Origin of the sequence: Micromonospora sp. B11E3 (assembly GCF_039871625.1) — a bacterium.
Lineage (GTDB): Bacteria > Actinomycetota > Actinomycetes > Mycobacteriales > Micromonosporaceae > Micromonospora.
The window spans coordinates 23,444-42,725 of sequence record NZ_JBDPMC010000029.1 but is presented as its reverse complement, the minus strand read 5'-3'; the positions used below and the strand labels follow the sequence as shown (position 1 = coordinate 42,725).

Genomic DNA, 19,282 nt, shown 5'->3' with positions numbered 1-19,282 from the left:
CTGCGCCGGGTCCGCGCCGCGCTGGCGGTGCTGCCGGTCGTCGCGGCGGCGCTGACCGAGTGGGCGGCGGCAGGCAGCGGCCTGCGGCGGGTCCTGCTGGCCTCGCCCCGGTCCTTCTGCGCGGGGGTCGAGCGGGCGATCGCGGTGGTGGAGCAGGCCCTGGACCGCCACGGCCCCCCGGTGTACGTCCGCAAGCAGATCGTGCACAACGCCCGGGTCGTGGCCGACCTGCGGGCCCGCGGCGCGGTCTTCGTCGACGACCTCGACGAGGTTCCGGACGGGGCCCTCACCGTCTTCTCCGCGCACGGCGTGGCACCCGCGGTACGCCGGGAGGCCGCCGACCGCGGGCTGCCGGTGATCGACGCCACCTGCCCGCTGGTGACGAAGGTCCACGCCGAGGCGCGCCGGTTCGCCGGCCGGGGCGACACCGTCCTGCTGATCGGGCACCCCGGTCACGAGGAGACCGACGGCACGCTCGGCGAGGCACCTGGGCGGATCCGCCTGGTGTCCGACCCGGCCGCGGCCGAGACGGTGCAGGTCGACGACCCGGATCGGGTGTCGTACCTGGTGCAGACGACCCTGGCCACGGACGAGGCGGCGGGGATCGTCGAGGCGCTGCGCCGCCGGTTCCCGGACCTGGCCGGCCCCGGCTCGGACGACATCTGCTACGCCACCACCAACCGGCAGCGCGCCGTCACCGAGGTCGCCGGGCGCGCCGACGTCGTCCTGGTGCTCGGCTCCGACAACTCCTCGAACTCCCGGCGGCTGGTGGAGGTCGCCGAGCGGGCCGGCGCGCGGGCGTACCTGGTCGACGACGTGAGCCGGGTGGACCTGCGCTGGCTGGCCGGCGCCACCACGATCGGGGTCTCCGCCGGGGCCTCGGCGCCGCCCGCGCTGGTCGACGAGGTCGTCGCCGTGCTCGGCGCGCTCGGGGCGAGGGAGGTGAGCGAGCACACCACGACCGTCGAGGACGTCGCTTTCACCCTTCCGAAGGAGGTACGGCAGCCATGAGCATGCCGCTGCGCCAGAGCCTGCGGATCGCGAGCTACCTGGTGGCACAGAAGATGCGCGGCCGGACGCGGTTCCCGCTGCTGCTGGAGCTGGAGCCGCTGTTCGCCTGCAACCTGAAGTGCGCGGGCTGCGGCAAGATCCAACAGCCGGCGCACCTGCTCAAGCGCCGGATGCCGGTGGCGCAGGCCCTGGCTGCCGTACAGGAGTGCGGGTCGCCGATGGTCTCCATCGCCGGCGGCGAGCCGCTCATGCACCCGGAGATCCACACCCTCGTCGCCGAGCTGGTGCGGCGCAGGAAGTTCGTCTTCCTGTGCACCAACGCCGTCCTGCTGCCGAAGCACATCGACAAGTTCCGCCCGTCGCCGTACTTCGCGTTCACCGTGCACATCGACGGCCTGCGGGAGCGGCACGACGCGGCGGTGTGCAAGGACGGCGTCTTCGACGCGGCGGTGGCCGCCGTACGGGAGGCCAAGCGGCGCGGCTTCCGGGTCACCACCAACACCACCTTCTTCAACACCGACACCCCGCAGACCGTGATCGAGGTGCTCAACTACCTCAACGACGAGCTGCGGGTGGACGAGATGATGCTCTCCCCGGCGTACGCCTACGAGAAGGCGCCGGACCAGGAGCACTTCCTCGGCGTCACGGAGACGCGGGAGCTGTTCCGCAAGGCGTTCGCCGGGGGCCGGCGCCGCCGCTGGCGGCTCAACCACTCGCCGCTGTTCCTGGACTTCCTCGAGGGGAAGGTCGACTTCCCCTGCACCGCCTGGGCGATCCCGTCGTACTCCCTGCTGGGCTGGCAGCGGCCCTGCTACCTGATGGCCGACGGGTACGCGGCCAGCTACCGCGAGCTGCTGGACTCGACCGACTGGGACAGCTACGGCCGCGGCCGGGACGCGCGCTGCGCGAACTGCATGGCGCACTGCGGGTACGAGCCGACGGCCGTGCTGGCGACCATGTCCTCGCTGCGCCAGTCGCTGCGGGCGGCGCGCGACACCTGACTCCCCGCCGTGCCCGGGACGCCGCCGTCAGCCGAACCGGGCGGCCAGGCGCCGGTACGCCCCCGGCAGCAGCGCCCGCACCGCCACCGGCAGGCGCAACCAGCCCGGCACGTAGACCTCGGCCCGGTCCCGCACGATCGCGTCGGCCAGCGCGTCGGCCACCCGCTCCGGCGGCAGCGGACGGGGCCGGCGGCGCCGGTACGGTTGTCCCCGGCGGGCGAAGAACGGCGTGTCGACCACCCCGGGAACCACCACGCTGACGCCGACCCGGCGACGGGCCAGCTCCAGCCGCAGGCTCTGCGCGAAGACGTCGAGGCCGGCCTTGCCGGCCGCGTAGACGGCCTCGCCGCCCACCCCGAGCCGGCCGGCGATCGAGCCCACGAACACGAGGTGACCGCCCCGGTGGCACATCCCGGGCAGCACCGCCCGGGTCAGCTCGATCGGCGCGCGCAGGTTCACCGCGAGCAGTTCGTCGGCGACCGCGTCGGCCATACCGCCGAACGGGCCGGCCCAGCCGACGCCGGCGTTGTTGACCAGGACGTCCACCCGGGTGTGCCGGGCCAGGACGCGCTCGGCCAGGTCCCGCCCCGCGCCGGGCCGGGCCAGGTCGGTCAGCAGCGTGGCGGCGCCGGTCTCGGCGGCCAGCCGGGCCAGGCCCTCCCGGTCCCGGCCGGCCGCCACGACCTGGCTGCCCGCGCGGGCGAGCCGTCGCACCACGGCCGCCCCGATGCCCGACGACGCGCCGGTGACCAGGACCACCGCGCCGGTCAGGCGCACCGCGACACCCCCGGCGGGACCGGGCCCCTCCGCCGCCGGGCGGGTTCGCCGTCCGCCGCCGCGCCCCCGGGGGCGCCGTCGAGCAGCTCGGCGAGCCCGGCGCGCACCGCGTCGACGAACGCCGCGCCGGCCTCGGCGAGCGGGTCGTCCAGCAGCACCCCGACATCGATGTTGTCCCCGCACCGCAGCACCCCCACCCCGACGGGTACGCCCCGGGCGAGCGCGACGACCGGCGTGGCCCCCAGCAGCGGGGCGCCGGCGAGCAGCCGCGACTGCCACGGCGTCGACACGTAGGAGACGACGACGTTGAGGTGCCGGTCGGTGTAGACACGCCGGGCCAGCGCCCGGTGCAGCGGCGCGGGCAGCGCGCCCATCGCCCGCATCACCACGCCGGCCGCCTCGGCCTCGCCGCTGCCCAGCGCGGCGCGCAGCGACTGCTGGACGGCCGCGACCCGGCCCCGCGCCGGGAACCGCCCCAGCGGGAGGTCGAGGGTGACCGCACCCGTCCAGTTGCCCTGGGTGGGCGCCCGCTGTCGCGGGTTGTCGGAGACGGCGAACATCGCCCGCAGCCGCGGCGGCGCCCCGTGGGGGTCGAGGACGTCCAGCGCCCCGGCGGTGAGGGCGAGCATCAGCTCGCTGGCGTGCGCCCGGCAGGCCCGCGCCGCGCGGAGCACCTCGGCGGCCGGCAGGGTCGCGGTGACCAGCCGGCGGCGCGGCGAGCGCAGCGGACGGTTGAAACCGGTGGCCGGCGCCGGCCCCTGCGTGGCCAGGCGGGCCAGGCCGCGCGCGACCAGGCCGAGCCGCAGCGGCGGCCCGCCCCGCGGCGCGGCGGCGACGGGTACCGGACCGGTCCCGGCCACCGGCCCGCGTCCCGTCCCGGCGGGCGCCGCCGGCCCGGCGACGTCCGGACGGTCCAGCAGCCGGGTCAGGACGCCGATCGCGGCCAGCCCGTCGCCGAGGCAGTGGTGCAGTTTGACGGCCACCCGGGTCCGCCCGCCGGGAAGGCCGCCGACCAGGAGCATCCGCCAGGGCGGCCGGTCGACGGCCAGCGGTTCGGACCAGAACCGGTCCAGCGCGGCGCCGCCGTCGTCGCCCGGTGCGACCCGGACCTCCTCGACGTGCTCGGCGGGATCGACGTACCGCTCGAGCACCCAGCCGGGCCGCCGCCACCGCCCCCGGTCGACCAGGCGGCGGCGCAGGCTGGCGATCACGGGCAGCCGCCGGGCCAGCAACGCCGTGAGGTCGGCCGCGTCGACCGGGCGGCCGTCCGGCCGGGGCCCGAGCTCCATGACCGTGCCGATCTGCTGGGCGACCGTGTCCGACTGCACGTGCAGGAAGAACGCGTCCTGCGGTCGCAGCGGCCAGCTGGCCGGCCGGGCGGCCGTCCGGCGAGGTTCCGCGCCCGCGTCGTCGGCCGCCGGGGACCGTGCGGCGGCCAGCGCGGGCAGCCCGAGGTCCGGCAGGCGCGGATGGGACGCGGGCGCGACCGGGGGCCGCCGGCCGAAGAGCTGGCTGCGGACGCAGGCGACGAGGGCCTGCGGGCTGCGGGCCGTCTCGGCCAGCCCGGCCGCGCTCATCAGCGCCGCGTTGGCCACGCCGTGCGCGGCGATCGGCCGGTACATCACGATCGGCGTCCCGGTGGCCCACGCCTCGAGCGCCGTGGCTCCGCCCGCGTTGGTCACCACCAGGCTGGCGGCCCGCAGCAGGGTGGGCATGTCGTCGACCCAGTGCCGGACCTGCAGCCGGCCGGGCGGAACGTCCAGCGCCGCCAGCCGCGCCACCAGCCGCTCGTTGCGCCCGCACACGGCCACCACCTGCACCGCGTCCCCGATGCCGACGAGCGCGCCGATGGCCTCCTCCACGTGACCGAAGCCGTACGAGCCGCAGGCGACCACCACCGCCGGCCGGGTCGGGTCGAGACCGCAGCGCCCGGCGGCCTCGGCCCGGTCGCCGGGACGGAACCGGTCGAGCACCGGGGGCGCCGCCACCCCCAGCCGCGCGCCGGGCGCCGCGACCGCCGCCACCGGCAGCGCCGCCGGATGGACCAGCACGTCCAGGTCCAGCTCGGAGTAGACCCAGGACGGGTGCGGCGCGAAGTCGCAGACCCACGCCCCGAGCGGTACGCCGAGGCCGCGACGCCGGCGCAGCCAGGCCAACCCGGCGCTGCCCAACGGGTACGTGGAGACGATCAGATCCGGGTCGAACGCCTCGACCACCGGTGCCAGTCCCCGGCCGGCCCAGGCGCCGGTGAACCACTTGGAGGCGGTCGCGAACCAGGGGTACCGCCAGATCGACGCCCAGAAGAACTCGTACAGCCAGGGCGTCGCGTCGACGTTGGTGACGTAGGTGCGCCGGAACAGCCGGCCGACCCCCGGGCCCATGACGTCGAGGGTGTCCACCCAGCCCACCCGGCTGCCCGGCCACAGCGTGCGGGCGCGTTCGGCCAGCGCCCGCCCCGTGGCGTCGTGCCCGCCGCCGATGTCGGCCGAGACGACCAGCACCCGCCGGGGCAGCGGCTCGGCGCCCCCGCCCGGCGCCCCCGGCCGCGCCTCCTCCCGGTGGCTCCCGCGGGACCCCGGCCGGGCGGCCGGGGGTGGCGCGGGGGTCGCTGGCATCTCGGGCGCTCCCAGGCGGTGGGTGGGGGAGGGACGCCGGGAGTCGCCCCTCCAGGGCGTTCACCAGCTTAACGACTTCTTTACGGATAGATGGGATATCTTCGGACATTAGGTGCCCGCCGGGCGGCACTGCCGGGAGGCGTCATGGCAACGGGGCGACCAGGGGCGCGGCGGGCGCGACCCCCGCGGCCCCGCCCGCTCGGCGTACCCGTGCTGACGCCCGTCCCGGCCGGCTGGTGGTTCGACGCCCTGCTGGTCGCCGCGTTCGCCGCGCTCACCGCGGCGCTGGCCTGGTCGCCGCCGCTGCTGCGCCTGGACATCGCCGTGCGGGACTGGTGCGACGCGCACCGCCCGCCGCCGGTGTACGTGGTGATGCGCATCCTCGACGGGTTCGGTCAGGGCGGACCGCTCACCACGGTCACCGTGCTGGTCTCCGGCTGGCTGGCCTGGCGGCACCGCACCGTGCGCCCGATCGTCCTGGCCGGCCTGGCTCCGATCGTGAGCACGCTGCTGATCGTCGGCCTGAAGCGGTGGACGTCCCGGGGCGCCCCGCACCACGGGTCGGCGGGCATGTACGGCGACGGCTGGGAGGAGTACTACCCGTCCGGGCACGTGAGCAACGCCGTCGTCTACCACACGGTGCTGGCGGTGCTGCTCGCACCGTATCTGGCGGCGGCGCCGCGCCGCCTGCTGCAGTGGCTGCCCGGCCCGCTGGCCTTCACCGGCGCCACGTACCTGAGCTACCACTGGCTCACCGACAGCATCGGCGGATACCTGCTGGGGCTGCTGATCGCGCGGCTGCTCCTGCGGCTGCCGTGGCGCACCCTCCCGCTGCCGCGCCGCCTCGACCGGCGACCGCCCTGAAGCGCCGACCGGCGTTTACCCCCGGTCGGGCCGGGTAGGCCCGGCCCGCACGCGACACCGCAAGGAGACGGTATGGCCGCCGGGACGATCGTGGTTGACGAGGCGCCCGCCATTCCGCCCCGCCCTGAAGGACGGGGCATCCTGGCGGTGCACCGGTGAGCGACACGGGACAGTTGGCGGCCGGCGCGCCGCTCGCCCTCGCCGCCGCCGCCGCGTTCGGCACGTGCTCGGTGCTGCAGTACCGCGCCTCCCGCCAGGTGCCCGAGGAACGGGCCGGGCAGCCGCGGCTGCTGGTGCGGCTGTTCCGCGTGTCGATCTGGCGTTGGTCGGTCGTGCTGGCCGCGGCGGCGTTCGCCCTGCAGGTCGCGGCCCTGAGCCTGGTGCCGCTCATCCTGGTGCAGCCGCTGCTGGTGACCGGGCTGATCTGGTACGTCCTGGTGCTCGCCGCAGCCGAGCACCACCGGCCCGACCCGCCGCTGCTGCTGGAGTCGACGCTGTGCCTGCTCGGGCTCGCCGCCTTCCTGGCGGCCACGCGGCCCACCCGCGGTCAGGGGCAGGGGTTCGGCTCCGTCGGCTCGGCCCTGCTGCTCGGCGTCGCGGTGGTGATCTCGGTGGGGCTGTGCCTGCTGGCCGCGGTGCGGCTGGAGCGCCGGTGGCGCCCGCTGCCGCTGGCCCTCGCGGCCGGCGTCTGCTACGGCGTGACGGCCGGGCTGATCAGCAGCCTCGGCTTCCACCTCGCGGCGAGCCCACTGTCGGTGTTCGGGCAGTGGCAGACCTACGCCATCGCCGTGCTCGGCCCGTTCGGCGTGCTGCTGAGCCAGAACGCCTACCAGGCCGGCCCGATGGGCGCGCCCGCCCTGGCGACCATCACCGTCACCGACCCGTTGGTGTCCATCGCGGTCGGGCTGCTCTGGCTGGACGAGCGGATCATGACCGGCGCCGGGCCCGCGGTGGGCCAGGTGCTCGGGCTCGCGGTCGTGGCCGTCGCGGTCTTCCTGCTCGCCCGGCGGGCGCCCCTCGCCACCGACGGGTAGGTTTCTCCACGTGGCCGGACGGGTAGTGTCCCACCGCGTCGATGGCATCGCGGACTCGCGGCCGTCAGTACCCGCCAGCAGAACAGGATCTCGTCGGCCATGAGCGAGCTGACCGCCCACCTCGACCTGCCCCTCGGCATACACGCGCCCGGTGCGGCACGTCGGGCGGTGACCGCCCTGCTCGAGGGCTGGGGTTTCCGGGACGAGGAGTGGCTCGACGCCGCGGCGGTGGTGACCAGCGAGCTCGTCACCAACGCGGTACGCCACGGGGGCGGTTGCGTGGAGTTCACCGCCGAGGCCCACGAGGGGAGGGTCGTGCTCTCGGTCGCGGACGGCTCCTCGGTCGTGCCCCGTCGCCGTGACCCCGATGGCGTCGGGGGGCGGGGCATCGCGGTGATCGAGGCCCTGTCGGCGCGGTGGGGCGTGCACGATCACGAGGGCGGCAAGCGGGTCTGGGTCGAGTTGCGCCCGTACCCCGGCAGGCCCGTGCGTTCGCCGGGCAGCGCGAGGGGGGAGCGGCGGTGAAGGTCGCCCGGCACGTCGACGCCGACGGGGCGGTGCGGTTGGTCCTCGCCGGCGAGCTGGACCTGGCCACGGTCGAGACGCTGTACGACAGCGTGGCGCAGGCGATCACGGCGGGCCGGCCCGGGCGGTTGGTCGTCGACCTCGCCGGGGTCACCTTCTGCGACTCCACGGGCATCGGCGCGCTGCTGGACGCCCGCACGGCCGCGAACAGCAGCGGCGTCGCGTTCCAGGCCACCAACCCGCGCGGCGTCACGCGCAGGACGATGCAGGTCATCGGGGTGTTCGAGGTGCTGACCGCCGGCACGGCCGCCTGACCCCGCGGCCGGCCCGGACGAGTCGCCGGCCCCTGTCCCGCCCCCAGGATCGACACGACTCCGCCAAGCGTGGGTCACCGCACGAGTGCTCTCGACGGCGACGGGTGGCGGTCGGCGAGCCTGCTGGAGAGACGGCGCGGTGACCCGGCCCCGGCCACGCCGACGGGGGCGGGATCGTCCCCGCAGGTCGGATCCCGCCCCACCGCCGGCCGGCGGTCGTCGCCGTGCGCCGCCCGGTCAGCGGTAGTCGCCGCGGCGGACCGGCGGGATGACCATGGTGGCCTCGTCGCTTGCCGCCACCGACTCGTCGGCGGCGGGCCGGGCCTGCGGCACGGCCGACCCGGGGTCGCCGGCGACGGGCTGGGCCGGCGGCCTGGCCGTCATCGCGGCGTCGGCGTCGCGGCGGCCGGCGGCGTAGGCGCGGGCGTGGCTGGCGATGGCCTGCGACTCCTCCTCGGCGCGGGCGAGCCAGCCCTCCCAGCGGCTCTGCATGGGGCGGACGAGGCCGCCGCCGACGCCGACGACGAGGATGCCGCCGACGGTGGCGAGCACGGCGATGAGCACCGGGGTGGTGACCGTGGTGGCCACGCCGATCTGGTTGAGGGCGGCGATGACGCCCAGGCCGAGGACGAACACCGAGGCCCCGGTGGCGAGGACCCGGCCGTAGGAGAGGCCGCCGAGGGCGCTGGAGATGACGTCCCTGACCGCCCTGGCGATGGCGGCGGCGACCACGACGATGACGATCGCGACGAACGCCCTGGGCAGCCACGCGACGACGCCGTGGATCAGGTCGGACACCGGGTTCGGGCCCCAGATGCCGAAGGCGAGCTGCAGGGTGACCAGCAGGACCGCGTAGTAGGCCAGCCTGGCGACGATGTCGCTGGCGTCGTAACGGGATCGGGCCAGGGCGGTCTTGATGCCGCCACGCTCGACCGCCCGGTCGAAGTGCACCCGCTCGAGCACCTTGTCGACGACCCTGAGCACGGCCTTGGCGATCAGCCAACCGACCAGCAGGATCGCGAGGAACGCGACCGCCTTGGGCAGGAACAGCAGCACCGAGCGGACGGCGTCGCCCACCGCGTTCGTGAAATTGTCCTTCATGGGAACGGCCTCCACGGCTATCGAAGTATTTCCCCGGCCCGACCTACCCGTGGCGCCGTCGCCCGAAACAGCAGCCCGGGCCCACCGGGAACGGCGGATCCGGCCGCAGCAGCGGTCAGACCCGAACCCGGCGCGGCGGGGTCGACGGCGGGACCCGCCGCCGTTACGGTCGCTGGCATGGTGACGGTCGCGGACGTACGGGCCCTGGCACGGACGCTGCCCCGCAGCACCGAGCACCTCATCCGCGACCGGGTGAAGTTCCGGGTCGGCTCCATCGTGTACGTCGCGTTCTCCCGCGACGAGACGACGATGGGCTTCGGGTATCCGAAGGAGGAACGGGACGCGCTGATCGCCGGCGAGCCGGACCTGTTCTTCCTGCCTCCCACGTCCGACCTGCGCTTCAACTGGGTCTGCTGTCACCTCGACCCGCTCGACCACGACCACATGACGGAACTGGTGACCGAGGCGTGGCGGATGGTCGTGCCCAAGTTCGTGGCACGGCAGCGGCTGGGCGCCTGACGGCGTCGGCCGGCCCTCGCGTCCACCAGCGCCTATATGGTGGGCGGCCGGGCCCGAGTCGTTCCCGACCGGCACGGCGGGCCCAGTCGTAGCCCGCGCGTCAGAGCCGAGGAGACCAGATGATCTTCATCACCGCCAAGTTCCGGGTGCTGCCCGAGCACGCCGAACGGTGGCCCGCCGTCGCCGACGAGTTCACCCGGGCGACCCGCAGCGAGCCCGGCTGCCTGTGGTTCGACTGGGCCCGCAGCGTCGACGATCCGACCGAGTACGTCCTGGTGGAGGCGTTCCGCGACGGGGACGCCGGGGCGGCGCACGTGCGGTCCGAGCACTTCAGGAAGGCGCAGCGGACGCTGCCGCCCCACCTCGCCGAGACGCCCCGGATCGTCACCGTCACGATTCCGCAGGACGGCTGGTCGCTGCTGGGGGAGATGGCCGTCCCCGGGGACCGGTAAGAGCCGCAGCCGTCCGGGATCCCGGGCGGGCGCGGTCGAGCGGCGGACATGGACCGGCGGTCGCTCCGCACGGTCAGCCGACCCGACAGTCCAGTACGACGGACTCGACGCAGAACAGGAGCGTGCGCCGCAGAGCGCATTTCTGCTGCAGTTTCTTCACTGCATCGGGTGCCCCCATCGGTCGGCGCCACGTCCGCTTCGCGACTCGATTTTTTGTCTGGGAGCGGTTCGACGGCTGACCCGTCCGGCTGGTGCGGCGTCCGCCAGCATTGACCGGGTTCGCTCTTGCCGATCATGCGGTTGTGGTGCCAGAAAACACGGTGAACGCCCCACTTTGTCAGGTGCCACAAATCCATGATCGACGCGCGACAGACAGTTGACGGACGATGCGTCGGAATTTACGATCCATCCCTGGATCAACAGCGATCGTGCCTCCTGCGTCACCTATGAACCCCGTCCCCAGCGCCATTTCTGGGTTACCCGTCCTCTCGGTTGGAGCTGCGATGGTCACCGAAACGTATAATCCTCTGACCGATGACACGTCCGTACACGCGCGAGCTGGTCTCGCCGCCAACCGAGCCACCGGTTGCCCAGTGTCCGAGATGGCTCCCGGACTGATGCTGGTCACCACCCATGAGGCGACCCGGCAGGCGCTGCTCGACCATGCGTCTTTGAGCAGCGCGGGGAACTTCATCCTGCACACTGGCAGCGAGGCCGTTCCATCCCTCATCTCGCAGAGCGACCCGCCTGAGCACACGTTCCTGCGTGGCGTCCTGCGTCCGGCGTTCCAGCGAAAGGCGATGGTGAACGCCCTGCCCTGGATCGGCGAACTTGCGGATGCGCTTATCGACCGGCTTCCGGCCGGTGGACCGGCGGACATAGTCACCGACCTTGCCATGCCGCTCACGTCCTCAGTCATCGGTCGCCTCGTCGGCATCCCCGAGGCTGACTGGTCATATGTGTCCCGCCTGTGTCTGGACTTGTCAGCGCACGTCCCGGGCGACATCTTCGCCATTCCCGCGTGGACCGAGCTCGAGGAATATCTGACCCGGCTGGCCATTGCTCGCCGCACCCAGCCGGCCAAAGCAGACGACATCCTGACCCGGCTCGTCACGGCCGAGGACAACGGCCGCGGGCTCACCGACCGCGAGGTCGCGTTCCACACCTTCCAGGTCGTTGTGGCTGGCCTGGAAAGTACCGCGTACACCATCGGGTGGACCGTCTACCAGCTGCTCGTCCAGCGGGCTCGGTGGGAAGAACTCCTGGCCGATGGCTCGCTCATCGCGTCGGCCCGGAACGAGGGCCTGCGCCATTGCACCGCGATTCAGTGGGTCATGCGCAAAGCGGTCGCCGACACCACCATCGACGGGGTCGCCGTGCCGGCCGGCAGCCGCGTCGTCATCAGCCTCGAATCGGCGAACCTTGACGAGACGGAATTCGGATCCGACGCGGCTGAATTCGACTTGCACAGGGGGAATTCCCGCAAGCATTTCGCGTTCGGGCATGGCATCCACCTGTGCCTGGGCAGCGAGCTGTCCCAGATCGAGATCACCTCGATTTTGGAGCGGCTGCTCGATCGGATGCCGGGCCTGCGCCTCGCCGACGGCTTCACCCCACAGGACGCCGGCGGTGCTCTCTTTCGCGGCCTTCGCCACCTGCCCGTCGTCTGGTAACCGTTCTTGCGCACCCGGCCGCCGTCGCCGAGTTGGGCGCGGTGACGGCCCGCGCCGCGGACCCGGACCGGTAGGCCATGGGAGGGCCGTCGGCGGGCGGGCCGTCCCGGGTCACGTCGTCGTCGGCTTGTACGCCGTGACCAGCTCCCACCCGCCCGGCAGCACCTCGATGCGCTCGAAGCCCACCTCCTTGAGCAGGCCGGTGTACCATTCCGCCTCCCGCAGCCGACTGAAGGCGCTGTCGACGCCGACGAGGAAGTAGCTCCAGAAGAACTGGATCGCGAGGCGGTCCGGGGTGCGGAACTCCTCGCAGATCAGCAGCAGCCCGCCCGGTTCGAGCGCCGCGTACGCCTTCTCGACCAGCCGCCGGGCGACGTCGTTCGGCCAGTCGTGCAGGACCCGGACGAACGCCAGCGCGTCGTACCCGGACGGCAGCGGCCCGGCGAAGAAGTCCCCGCCGACGAACCCCAGCCGGTCCGGGTGCCCGCACCGGGCCCTCGTCTGCTCCACCAGCGGAGCCACGGCCGGCAGGTTGTACACGTCGGCGCGTAGGTCCGGGACGTCGTCGAGGACCCGCGCGGCCAGCGTGCCGTCGCCGCCGCCCACGTCGAGGAACCGCCGCCGGCCCGACCACAGCCGGTCGGCGTGCCGGTGGATCGTCTCGACGGCCGGCCCGACGCCCGCTGACATGCTGCGCTCGAACGCGGCGGTCTGCTCGTCGGTCTTCGGCGGCCACACGAAGTCGTCCTCGGTCATGCTGACCTCGCCGCGCAGGCTCTCGGCCAGCCGGCCGTGCAGCCGCCGCCACGGGTACCGGTCCCGGTCGCGCTCGATCGCCTCCGGCCCGACGACGGCCAGCACCGCCTCCTTCAGCCCGGGTACGGCCCGGTACACCGCCTGCGCGATGTCGTCGCCGGGCTCGTCGCGCTCGACGACGCCGAGGGTCTCCAGGCAGTCGAGGAACTTGTACAGCCGCAACGGCCGTGCCCCGAGGCGCTCGGCCAGCTCGCCGAGGCGGCCCGGCCCCGCCTCGAGGGCGTCGAGCAGCCCGACGGCGAGCGCGGTCTCCAGCACGTCCACGGCCTTGGGCCCGTTGACGAGCAGGCTCATCAGCGCCCGGGGGGACAGGGTGACGCTCATCGGTCGCTCCCTCGCCGCTGGCGTTCCAGCGCGTCCATGAACTCGTCGATCTCTTCGAGGGTGTTGTAGACGTGCGGGCCGACCCGCAGGTAGCCGCGCCAGCTGCAGATCAGGTTCCGCTCGGCCAGCCGCTTCTTGACCGTCTCCCCGTCGGGGACGTCCAGGCACACCACGCCGCCGCGCCGGTGCGGCTCGGTCGGGCTGACCACGCCGATGCCGGCCGCCTCGGCCCGGTCGATGACCCGCTGGGTGCAGGCCAGCGAGTGCGCCCGGATCGCCGGCATGCCGACGCCCGCCAGCAGGTCCAGGCCGACCTGGGAGGCCAGCGAGGTCAGCGGGTACGGCGTGCCGCCGGCGAACCGCTGGGCCCCGGCCGCCCAGCCCGTCGACGGCTGGAACGTCATCGCCCGGTCGCCGGCCTGCCAGCCCGTCGCCGCCGGCTGCAGGTCGCCCACCAGGTCGGGGCGCACGTAGAGGAAGGCGGTGCCGACCCCGCACAGCCACTTGTGCGACCCGCCGAGGACGATGTCGACGCCGAGCGCGGTCACGTCCAGCGGCATCACCCCGACGGTCTGGAAGGCGTCCACGACCACCAGGGCACCGACGTCGTGGGCGCGTCGGACCAGGCGCGCCAGGTCCAGGGTGGCCCCGGAGCTGTAGCTGGCGTGCGGCACGCACACCAGCAGGGTCCGCTCGTCGATGTGCCGTTCGAGGGCGTCCTCGTCGAACCGCGGCCCACCGGAGCGGACCACGTCGAGGTGGGAGCCGTAGCGGCGGAACGCGTTCCAGATGAACGGCACGGTCGGGAACTCCAGGTCGGTGGTGACGACCCGGTTGCGGGGCGGGCGGTAGTCGAAGCAGGAGGCGACCCGCGCCAGCAGGGTGCTCAGGTTCGCGTCGGTGACCACGCTGCCCGGGGGTGCGCCGATCAGCGCGGCCACGGAGTCGGCGTACCGGGCGAGGCCCTCGAGCCAGCCCTGCCAGACGTCGTCCCGCCAGGTGCGCAGAGTCTCCCAGTAGCGGGCCAGGACGTGCTCCACGTCCCGGGGCACCGCGCCCGTGGAGTTGCTGTTGAGGTAGACGCAGCTTTCCAGCAGGGGGAACTGGGCGCGCAACGCGGCGTGCGGGCCGGCGTCGAGCGGCCGGGCCACGTCGGCGGTGGATTCCAGGTCGGGTGCGCTCACGCGGGGCAGCCTCCAGTCACATGGGTGGGAACGACGGGCAGGGACGGTGGCCGGCGTCCCGTTTGTCGAGCACGACGTCGAGGAACCGGCGCGGCAACCCGGACGGGCCGGCCGCGGCGCCCGGCCCGTCCGGGCCGACGTGCGCCCGGATCCCGTCCGACAGGGCGAGGAGTGCCCTGCCGGCGCAAATATCTGTCGGTCCGGTGGAACTCCACCACCCCGGCCGCGTGGGGAAAAATGTCGGGATCAGCCGTGCCCGACAGCCGCGTCGTCAGTTCGCGCACCGGCCGTACCTGAATTCATGAAGATGTCGTCAAGCCGGACGGTGCCGTGCCCTACGGTTCGCGAACCTCGGGGGTGCTGATTTCTTCGCCGGGAAGACCGCCCTCCGAGGTGCGGCCGAGGCCTACGCGGACCTGCCACAGTTCCGGGAAGAACCGGTACTCCATCAGCTTGGCGAGCATGTTCGCCTTGCTGTCCTTGACCCCCGCGGGCGCGTGCCCACCGATGCGGAGGGCGACCTTGTAGTGGCGCTCCCGCCAGAACACGACCCGCTCGTCCCACTCCGTCATCGCCTCCGCCAGCCGGTAGACGGGGTCCGCCGGGTCGCCGAGGTAGAGCTTCGCGAGATCCACCTGGCGCGCGGCGAGCAGGTCGGCGAACGCCCGGCCGAGCCCTCGGCTCACGGTCTGGACCTGCTTCCAGCCGGGCGACTCGGCGCCGGAGCCGTTGCCGAACGCGGGCTGCATGGACTGGAAGTCGACCGGGTTCAGGTACCGGAACATCTCCAGCTGGTCGGTGAGGAACCGTACCCCGAGCGTCGCCCGGGTCAGCATCAGTTCGGCCGCGGACAGTTCGTCGGTCTCGACGTGGGCGGTCGCCTGGGCCAGGTCGGCCGCCGCGAGCTTGAGCCACAGCTCAGCGGACTGGTGCACCACCTGAAAGAGCAGTTCGTCCCGGTGAATCATGTCCTCCGGGCGCCGTTGCAGGTCGAGCAACTCGTCCGTGCGCATGTATCGCGCGTAGTCCGTATCGCCGTTGCCCGGCAGCACAGGTGAGTAGTCCCGCTTCACGGAATTGTCCCTTTCGGTGAGTGTCGAGGGAGCTGAACCCGACCCGCGATGTCAGCGAGGATCATCGCGGCGGGCCATTATCCAACGACGCTCGGCAATAAGTCACGCCCATGTTATCCCTGTCCAAACTGGGGGGAAGGGACCCTTCTCGTCGCTTTTCTTACACACGAATGGGGCGTTCGTTAGCACATTAACAAACATTGGTCAATGGTGGCGTGAACAGTGCCACTCCTGCGGCGCCGCGGACGCGAGCGGCGGCGGAACCCGCGCCCGGCGTGCGGCGGCTCAGCCGTCCAGCGCCAGGTCGAGCACCGACCCCAGCCCGTTCGCCCGGCCCGGCTCGGCCTCCGGCAGCACCAGCACCGCGCAGCCGGCCCGCACCGCGCCGGCGTCGGCGGCCGTGTCGCCGACCATCAGCGCCCGCTCCGGATCCACCCCGAGCATCCCGCACGCCCGCCAGAAGATCGCCGGGTCCGGCTTGCACCGCCCCACCTCGTACGACAGGGCGTAGGCGTCGACCAGCCCGTCGAGCCCCCAGGCGGCGAACAGCGGCCGGATGTCGAAGCCGATGTTGCTCACCACCGCCACCTTCACCCCGCCCCGCCGCAGCGCCGTCAGGGTCGCCGCGGTGTCCGGGTACGGCACCCACCCGTCCGGCACCAGCAGCCGCTCGTACAGCGCGTCGGCGAGACCGTCGATGCCGGCGTCCACCGTCTCGGCCAGCCCCGTGTACGCGCCCCGGTGCGCGTGCGGGTACAGATCCCGGTCGGCCCACAGCTCGGCCAGCGCCGGCGGCACCCGGGCCGGCAGCGGCCCGCCCGCCCGGCCCGCGGTCAGCAGCCGGTCGGCCAGCGCCGTGGCCCGGACCCGCTCCAGGGTCACCCCGCACGCCCGCGCCGCCGCGAGCACCCACTCGTGCGGCTCCTCGACCTGGGCGAGCGTGCCGTGGAAGTCGAACAGCGCGGCCTCGACGGGCCGGCGCGACGCCCGGGTCGCGTCCTCCACGGCACCGCGGGCAATCGGACGGGGTGATTCGGCATGATCCGGCACGCCGTGCACCCTACCGACCGCCTCCGACGCCCCTGTCGGATGGCCTTGGCCGGTGGCCCGGCGGCGCACGCACTAATCTTGAGGACATGTCGAGTCCCGCCGAGCGGTACGCCGCGGCGCGCCGCCGGGCCGCGCAGGCCGCACAGTTTCCGGCGTTGGACGAGTTCGCCCTCGACCTGGGGTTCGATCTCGACGACTTCCAGCGGGAGGCGTGCCAGGCCCTCGAACGGGGCAGCGGCGTGCTGGTCTGCGCCCCCACCGGCGCCGGCAAGACCGTGGTCGGCGAGTTCGCCGTGCACCTGGCGCTGCGCGGCGCCCCCGGCCCGCCGGCGCCCGCCGGCGACGCCGAGGCGGCCACCGCCCGGCGCAAGTGCTTCTACACCACCCCGATCAAGGCGTTGTCGAACCAGAAGTACCACGACCTGGTCGACCGCTACGGCGCCGACCAGGTCGGGCTGCTCACCGGCGACAACGCGATCAACGGCGACGCGCCCGTGGTGGTGATGACCACCGAGGTGCTGCGCAACATGCTCTACGCCGGCTCGGCCACCCTCGAGGGCCTGGCGTACGTGGTGATGGACGAGGTGCACTACCTCGCCGACCGGTTCCGCGGCGGCGTCTGGGAAGAGGTGATCATCCACCTGCCCGCGTCGGTCACCCTGGTCTCGCTGTCGGCCACCGTCTCCAACGCCGAGGAGTTCGCCGACTGGCTGGTCACCGTCCGCGGCGAGACCGCCGTGGTGGTCAGCGAGCACCGGCCGGTGCCGCTGTGGCAGCACATGCTGGTCGGCCGGCGGATGTTCGACCTGTTCCACGACGCCGACGCCGCCCGCAAGCACGACGTGCACCCGGAGCTGCTGCGCTACACCCGGGACACCATGCGCCGCCTGGAGCTGGGGGAGGGACGCAGCGCCTTCCCCGGCGGCGGCCGCCGCGGCCCGCGCTGGCGCGGCCCGCTGCGCCCCGACATCGTCGACCGCCTGGACCGGGAGGGGCTGCTCCCGGCGATCCTGTTCATCTTCAGCCGCGCGGGCTGCGCCGCCGCCGTGCAGCAGTGCCTCGCCGCCGGCCTGCGCCTGACCTCCCCGGAGGAGCGGGCGGAGATCCGCCGCGTCGTCGAGTCCCGGGTCACCGCCATCCCGGGCGAGGACCTGTCCGTGCTCGGCTACTGGGAGTGGCTCGACGGCCTCGAGCGCGGCCTCGCCGCCCACCACGCCGGCATGCTCCCGGCGTTCAAGGAGGTCGTGGAGGAGCTGTTCGTCCGGGGCCTGGTCAAGGCGGTCTTCGCCACCGAGACCCTCGCCCTGGGCATCAACATGCCGGCCCGCTGTGTCGTGCTGGAACGCCTCGTGAAGTTCAACGGCGAGGCCCACGTCGACCTGACCCCGGGCGAGTACACCCAGCTCACCGGCCGCGCCGGGCGTCGGGGCATCGACGTCGAGGGGCACGCCGTCGTCGTCTGGTCGCCGGAGACCGACCCCCGGCACGTGGCCGGGCTGGCCTCCACCCGCACCTACCCGCTGCGCTCCAGCTTCCGGCCGTCGTACAACATGGCCGTCAACCTCGTCGGCAGCGTCGGCGCCCAGCCGGCCCGCGCCCTGCTGGAGTCCTCCTTCGCCCAGTTCCAGGCGGACCGGTCGGTGGTCGGCCTGGCCCGGCAGGTGCAGCGCAACACCGAGACCATCGAGGCGTACGGCGCGGAGGCCGCCTGCCACCACGGCGACTTCGACGAGTACTTCGCGCTGCGGGTGGCCATCGGCGACCGGGAACGCGCCCTCGCCCGGCAGGGCCAGCACCAGCGCAAGGCCGCCGCGGTGGCGTCGCTGGAGCGGCTGCGCGTCGGCGACGTGATCCGGGTGCCCTCGGGCCGCCGCGCCGGCCTCGCGGTCGTGCTGGACCCGGCCACCGGCGGGTTCGGCGAGCCCCGCCCGCTGGTGCTCACCCAGGACCGCTGGGCCGGCCGGGTCAGCGCCGGCGACTTCACCACCCCCGCCGAGGTCCTCGCCCGCATCCGGGTGCCCAAGCACTTCAACCACCGCTCGCCGGCGGCCCGCCGCGACCTGGCGGCCCAGGTGACCGGCACCGGCCTGGACCGGCACGCCGGCCGCCGCGGCGGCCGGTCCCGGCGGCCGGGCGCCGAGGACCACGCGCTCACCCAGTTGCGCGACGAGCTGCGCCGGCACCCCTGCCATGCCTGCCCCGACCGGGAGGAGCATGCCCGCTGGGCGGAGCGGCGCCGCCGGCTCGACCGCGACACCGAGGAGCTGCGCCAGCGGGTCGCCGGCCGTACGGGCTCGCTCGCCCGCACCTTCGACCGGATCGTCGCCCTGCTCACCGCGCGCGGCTACCTGGCCGCCGACGGGGCGGTCACCGACGCCGGGCGGATGCTCGGCCGGATCTGGACCGAGGCCGACCTGCTGGTCGCCGAGTGCCTGCGCCGGGGCGTGTGGGACGGGCTGTCCCCGGCCGAACTGGCCGCCGCCGTGTCCGTGGTGGTCTTCGAGGCCCGCCGCGACCTGGACGAGCGGGCGTCGCTGCCGCGTGGGCCCGTGGCGGAGGCCGTCGAGGAGACCCTCAAGCTGTGGGGCGAGATCGAGGCCGACGAGGCCGGCCGGGGACTGGCCGTCACCCGCGAACCGGATCTCGGCTTCGCCTGGCCCATCTACCGGTGGGCGCGCGGCGAGGCCCTGGCCAAGGTGCTGGCCAGCGGCCACCAGCTCGACGGCGAGATGCCCGCCGGGGACTTCGTCCGGTGGGCCCGGCAGGTCGTCGATCTGCTCGGCCAGCTCGCCGACTCCGGCGGCGCGTCGGCCGACCTGCGCAGCACGGCCCGGCAGGCGATCGCCGCGGTCAACCGCGGCGTGCTCGCCTATCACGCCGCGAGCTGAGCGCCCCGGTACTGGCCGGCACCACGCTGGCCGCCGGCCCAGGGCCAGCGCGCGCCGATCT

The 19,282-nt window shown here is 74.0% G+C and carries 17 protein-coding genes; 10 read left to right on the top strand and 7 right to left on the bottom strand.

Annotated elements, in window-relative coordinates; all coding sequences use genetic code 11:
- The first annotated feature begins 51 nt into the window (after positions 1–51).
- On the top strand, positions 52–1,011 hold the full coding sequence (ispH, locus tag ABGB16_RS16585) for a 4-hydroxy-3-methylbut-2-enyl diphosphate reductase (RefSeq protein ID WP_347668986.1): 960 nt from the start codon (positions 52–54) through the stop codon (positions 1,009–1,011).
- Positions 1,008–2,012 (top strand): adenosyl-hopene transferase HpnH, encoded by a 1,005-nt coding sequence (hpnH, locus tag ABGB16_RS16580; protein ID WP_347668957.1) that lies wholly within the window; start codon positions 1,008–1,010, stop codon positions 2,010–2,012. The genes ispH and hpnH overlap by 4 nt, the downstream gene beginning before the upstream one ends.
- Before the next feature lie 27 nt (positions 2,013–2,039).
- On the opposite strand, the gene ABGB16_RS16575 is transcribed toward hpnH, so the two are convergent.
- A complete protein-coding gene (locus ABGB16_RS16575; protein WP_347668956.1) occupies positions 2,040–2,789 on the bottom strand; it encodes an SDR family NAD(P)-dependent oxidoreductase in 750 nt (249 codons plus the stop codon).
- Positions 2,780–5,404 carry a wax ester/triacylglycerol synthase domain-containing protein gene (locus ABGB16_RS16570; protein ID WP_347668955.1) on the bottom strand — a complete coding sequence of 875 codons (2,625 nt, stop codon included), beginning with the start codon at positions 5,402–5,404 and terminating at the stop codon, positions 2,780–2,782. Before ABGB16_RS16570 ends, ABGB16_RS16575 begins: the two co-directional genes overlap by 10 nt.
- A gap of 210 nt (positions 5,405–5,614) precedes the next feature.
- Here ABGB16_RS16570 and ABGB16_RS16565 point away from each other — a divergent pair, with 210 nt between their 5' ends.
- The 4 genes from ABGB16_RS16565 to ABGB16_RS16550 all read left to right on the top strand — a co-directional run bounded on the left by ABGB16_RS16565 (position 5,615) and on the right by ABGB16_RS16550 (position 8,141).
- The gene (locus ABGB16_RS16565; protein WP_347668954.1) at positions 5,615–6,268 is read left to right on the top strand and encodes a phosphatase PAP2 family protein; all 654 of its coding nucleotides are present in this window, start codon (positions 5,615–5,617) and stop codon (positions 6,266–6,268) included.
- A 155-nt stretch (positions 6,269–6,423) separates the two neighbouring features.
- On the top strand, positions 6,424–7,302 hold the full coding sequence (locus ABGB16_RS16560; RefSeq protein WP_347668953.1) for a DMT family transporter: 879 nt from the start codon (positions 6,424–6,426) through the stop codon (positions 7,300–7,302).
- 99 nt (positions 7,303–7,401) lie between these two features.
- A complete protein-coding gene (locus ABGB16_RS16555) occupies positions 7,402–7,827 on the top strand; it encodes an ATP-binding protein (RefSeq protein WP_347668952.1) in 426 nt (141 codons plus the stop codon).
- Positions 7,824–8,141 carry an STAS domain-containing protein gene (locus tag ABGB16_RS16550; RefSeq protein WP_347668951.1) on the top strand — a complete coding sequence of 106 codons (318 nt, stop codon included), beginning with the start codon at positions 7,824–7,826 and terminating at the stop codon, positions 8,139–8,141. The genes ABGB16_RS16555 and ABGB16_RS16550 overlap by 4 nt, the downstream gene beginning before the upstream one ends.
- A 237-nt stretch (positions 8,142–8,378) precedes the next feature.
- On the opposite strand, the gene ABGB16_RS16545 is transcribed toward ABGB16_RS16550, so the two are convergent.
- Complete coding sequence (locus ABGB16_RS16545; RefSeq protein ID WP_347668950.1) at positions 8,379–9,242, bottom strand: hypothetical protein; 864 nt, start codon at positions 9,240–9,242, stop codon at positions 8,379–8,381.
- Between the two features lie 177 nt (positions 9,243–9,419).
- On the opposite strand from ABGB16_RS16545, the gene ABGB16_RS16540 reads away from it, so the two are divergent.
- The 3 genes from ABGB16_RS16540 (at position 9,420) to ABGB16_RS16530 (ending at position 11,886) form a co-directional block, all read left to right on the top strand.
- On the top strand, positions 9,420–9,761 hold the full coding sequence (locus ABGB16_RS16540) for an MmcQ/YjbR family DNA-binding protein (protein WP_347668949.1): 342 nt from the start codon (positions 9,420–9,422) through the stop codon (positions 9,759–9,761).
- Positions 9,762–9,880: 119 nt separating this feature from the next.
- Positions 9,881–10,213 (top strand): putative quinol monooxygenase, encoded by a 333-nt coding sequence (locus ABGB16_RS16535; protein ID WP_347668948.1) that lies wholly within the window; start codon positions 9,881–9,883, stop codon positions 10,211–10,213.
- Positions 10,214–10,830: 617 nt separating this feature from the next.
- Positions 10,831–11,886, top strand: coding sequence for a cytochrome P450 (locus tag ABGB16_RS16530; protein WP_347668947.1), 1,056 nt, complete (start codon positions 10,831–10,833; stop codon positions 11,884–11,886).
- Positions 11,887–11,997: 111 nt separating this feature from the next.
- Here ABGB16_RS16530 and ABGB16_RS16525 read toward each other — a convergent pair whose 3' ends face one another.
- The 4 genes from ABGB16_RS16525 to ABGB16_RS16510 all read right to left on the bottom strand — a co-directional run bounded on the left by ABGB16_RS16525 (position 11,998) and on the right by ABGB16_RS16510 (position 16,333).
- The gene (locus tag ABGB16_RS16525; protein WP_347668946.1) at positions 11,998–13,026 is read right to left on the bottom strand and encodes a methyltransferase; all 1,029 of its coding nucleotides are present in this window, start codon (positions 13,024–13,026) and stop codon (positions 11,998–12,000) included.
- Positions 13,023–14,210: an aminotransferase class V-fold PLP-dependent enzyme gene (locus tag ABGB16_RS16520; protein ID WP_347668945.1), complete on the bottom strand. Its 1,188-nt coding sequence runs from the start codon at positions 14,208–14,210 to the stop codon at positions 13,023–13,025. The genes ABGB16_RS16525 and ABGB16_RS16520 overlap by 4 nt, the downstream gene beginning before the upstream one ends.
- Before the next feature lie 335 nt (positions 14,211–14,545).
- Positions 14,546–15,283, bottom strand: coding sequence for a tryptophan 2,3-dioxygenase family protein (locus ABGB16_RS16515; RefSeq protein WP_347668944.1), 738 nt, complete (start codon positions 15,281–15,283; stop codon positions 14,546–14,548).
- A 285-nt stretch (positions 15,284–15,568) separates the two neighbouring features.
- Positions 15,569–16,333: an HAD-IA family hydrolase gene (locus tag ABGB16_RS16510; protein WP_347668943.1), complete on the bottom strand. Its 765-nt coding sequence runs from the start codon at positions 16,331–16,333 to the stop codon at positions 15,569–15,571.
- Positions 16,334–16,419: 86 nt separating this feature from the next.
- Here ABGB16_RS16510 and ABGB16_RS16505 point away from each other — a divergent pair, with 86 nt between their 5' ends.
- Positions 16,420–19,221 (top strand): DEAD/DEAH box helicase, encoded by a 2,802-nt coding sequence (locus ABGB16_RS16505; protein WP_347668942.1) that lies wholly within the window; start codon positions 16,420–16,422, stop codon positions 19,219–19,221.
- Positions 19,222–19,282 lie beyond the last annotated feature (61 nt).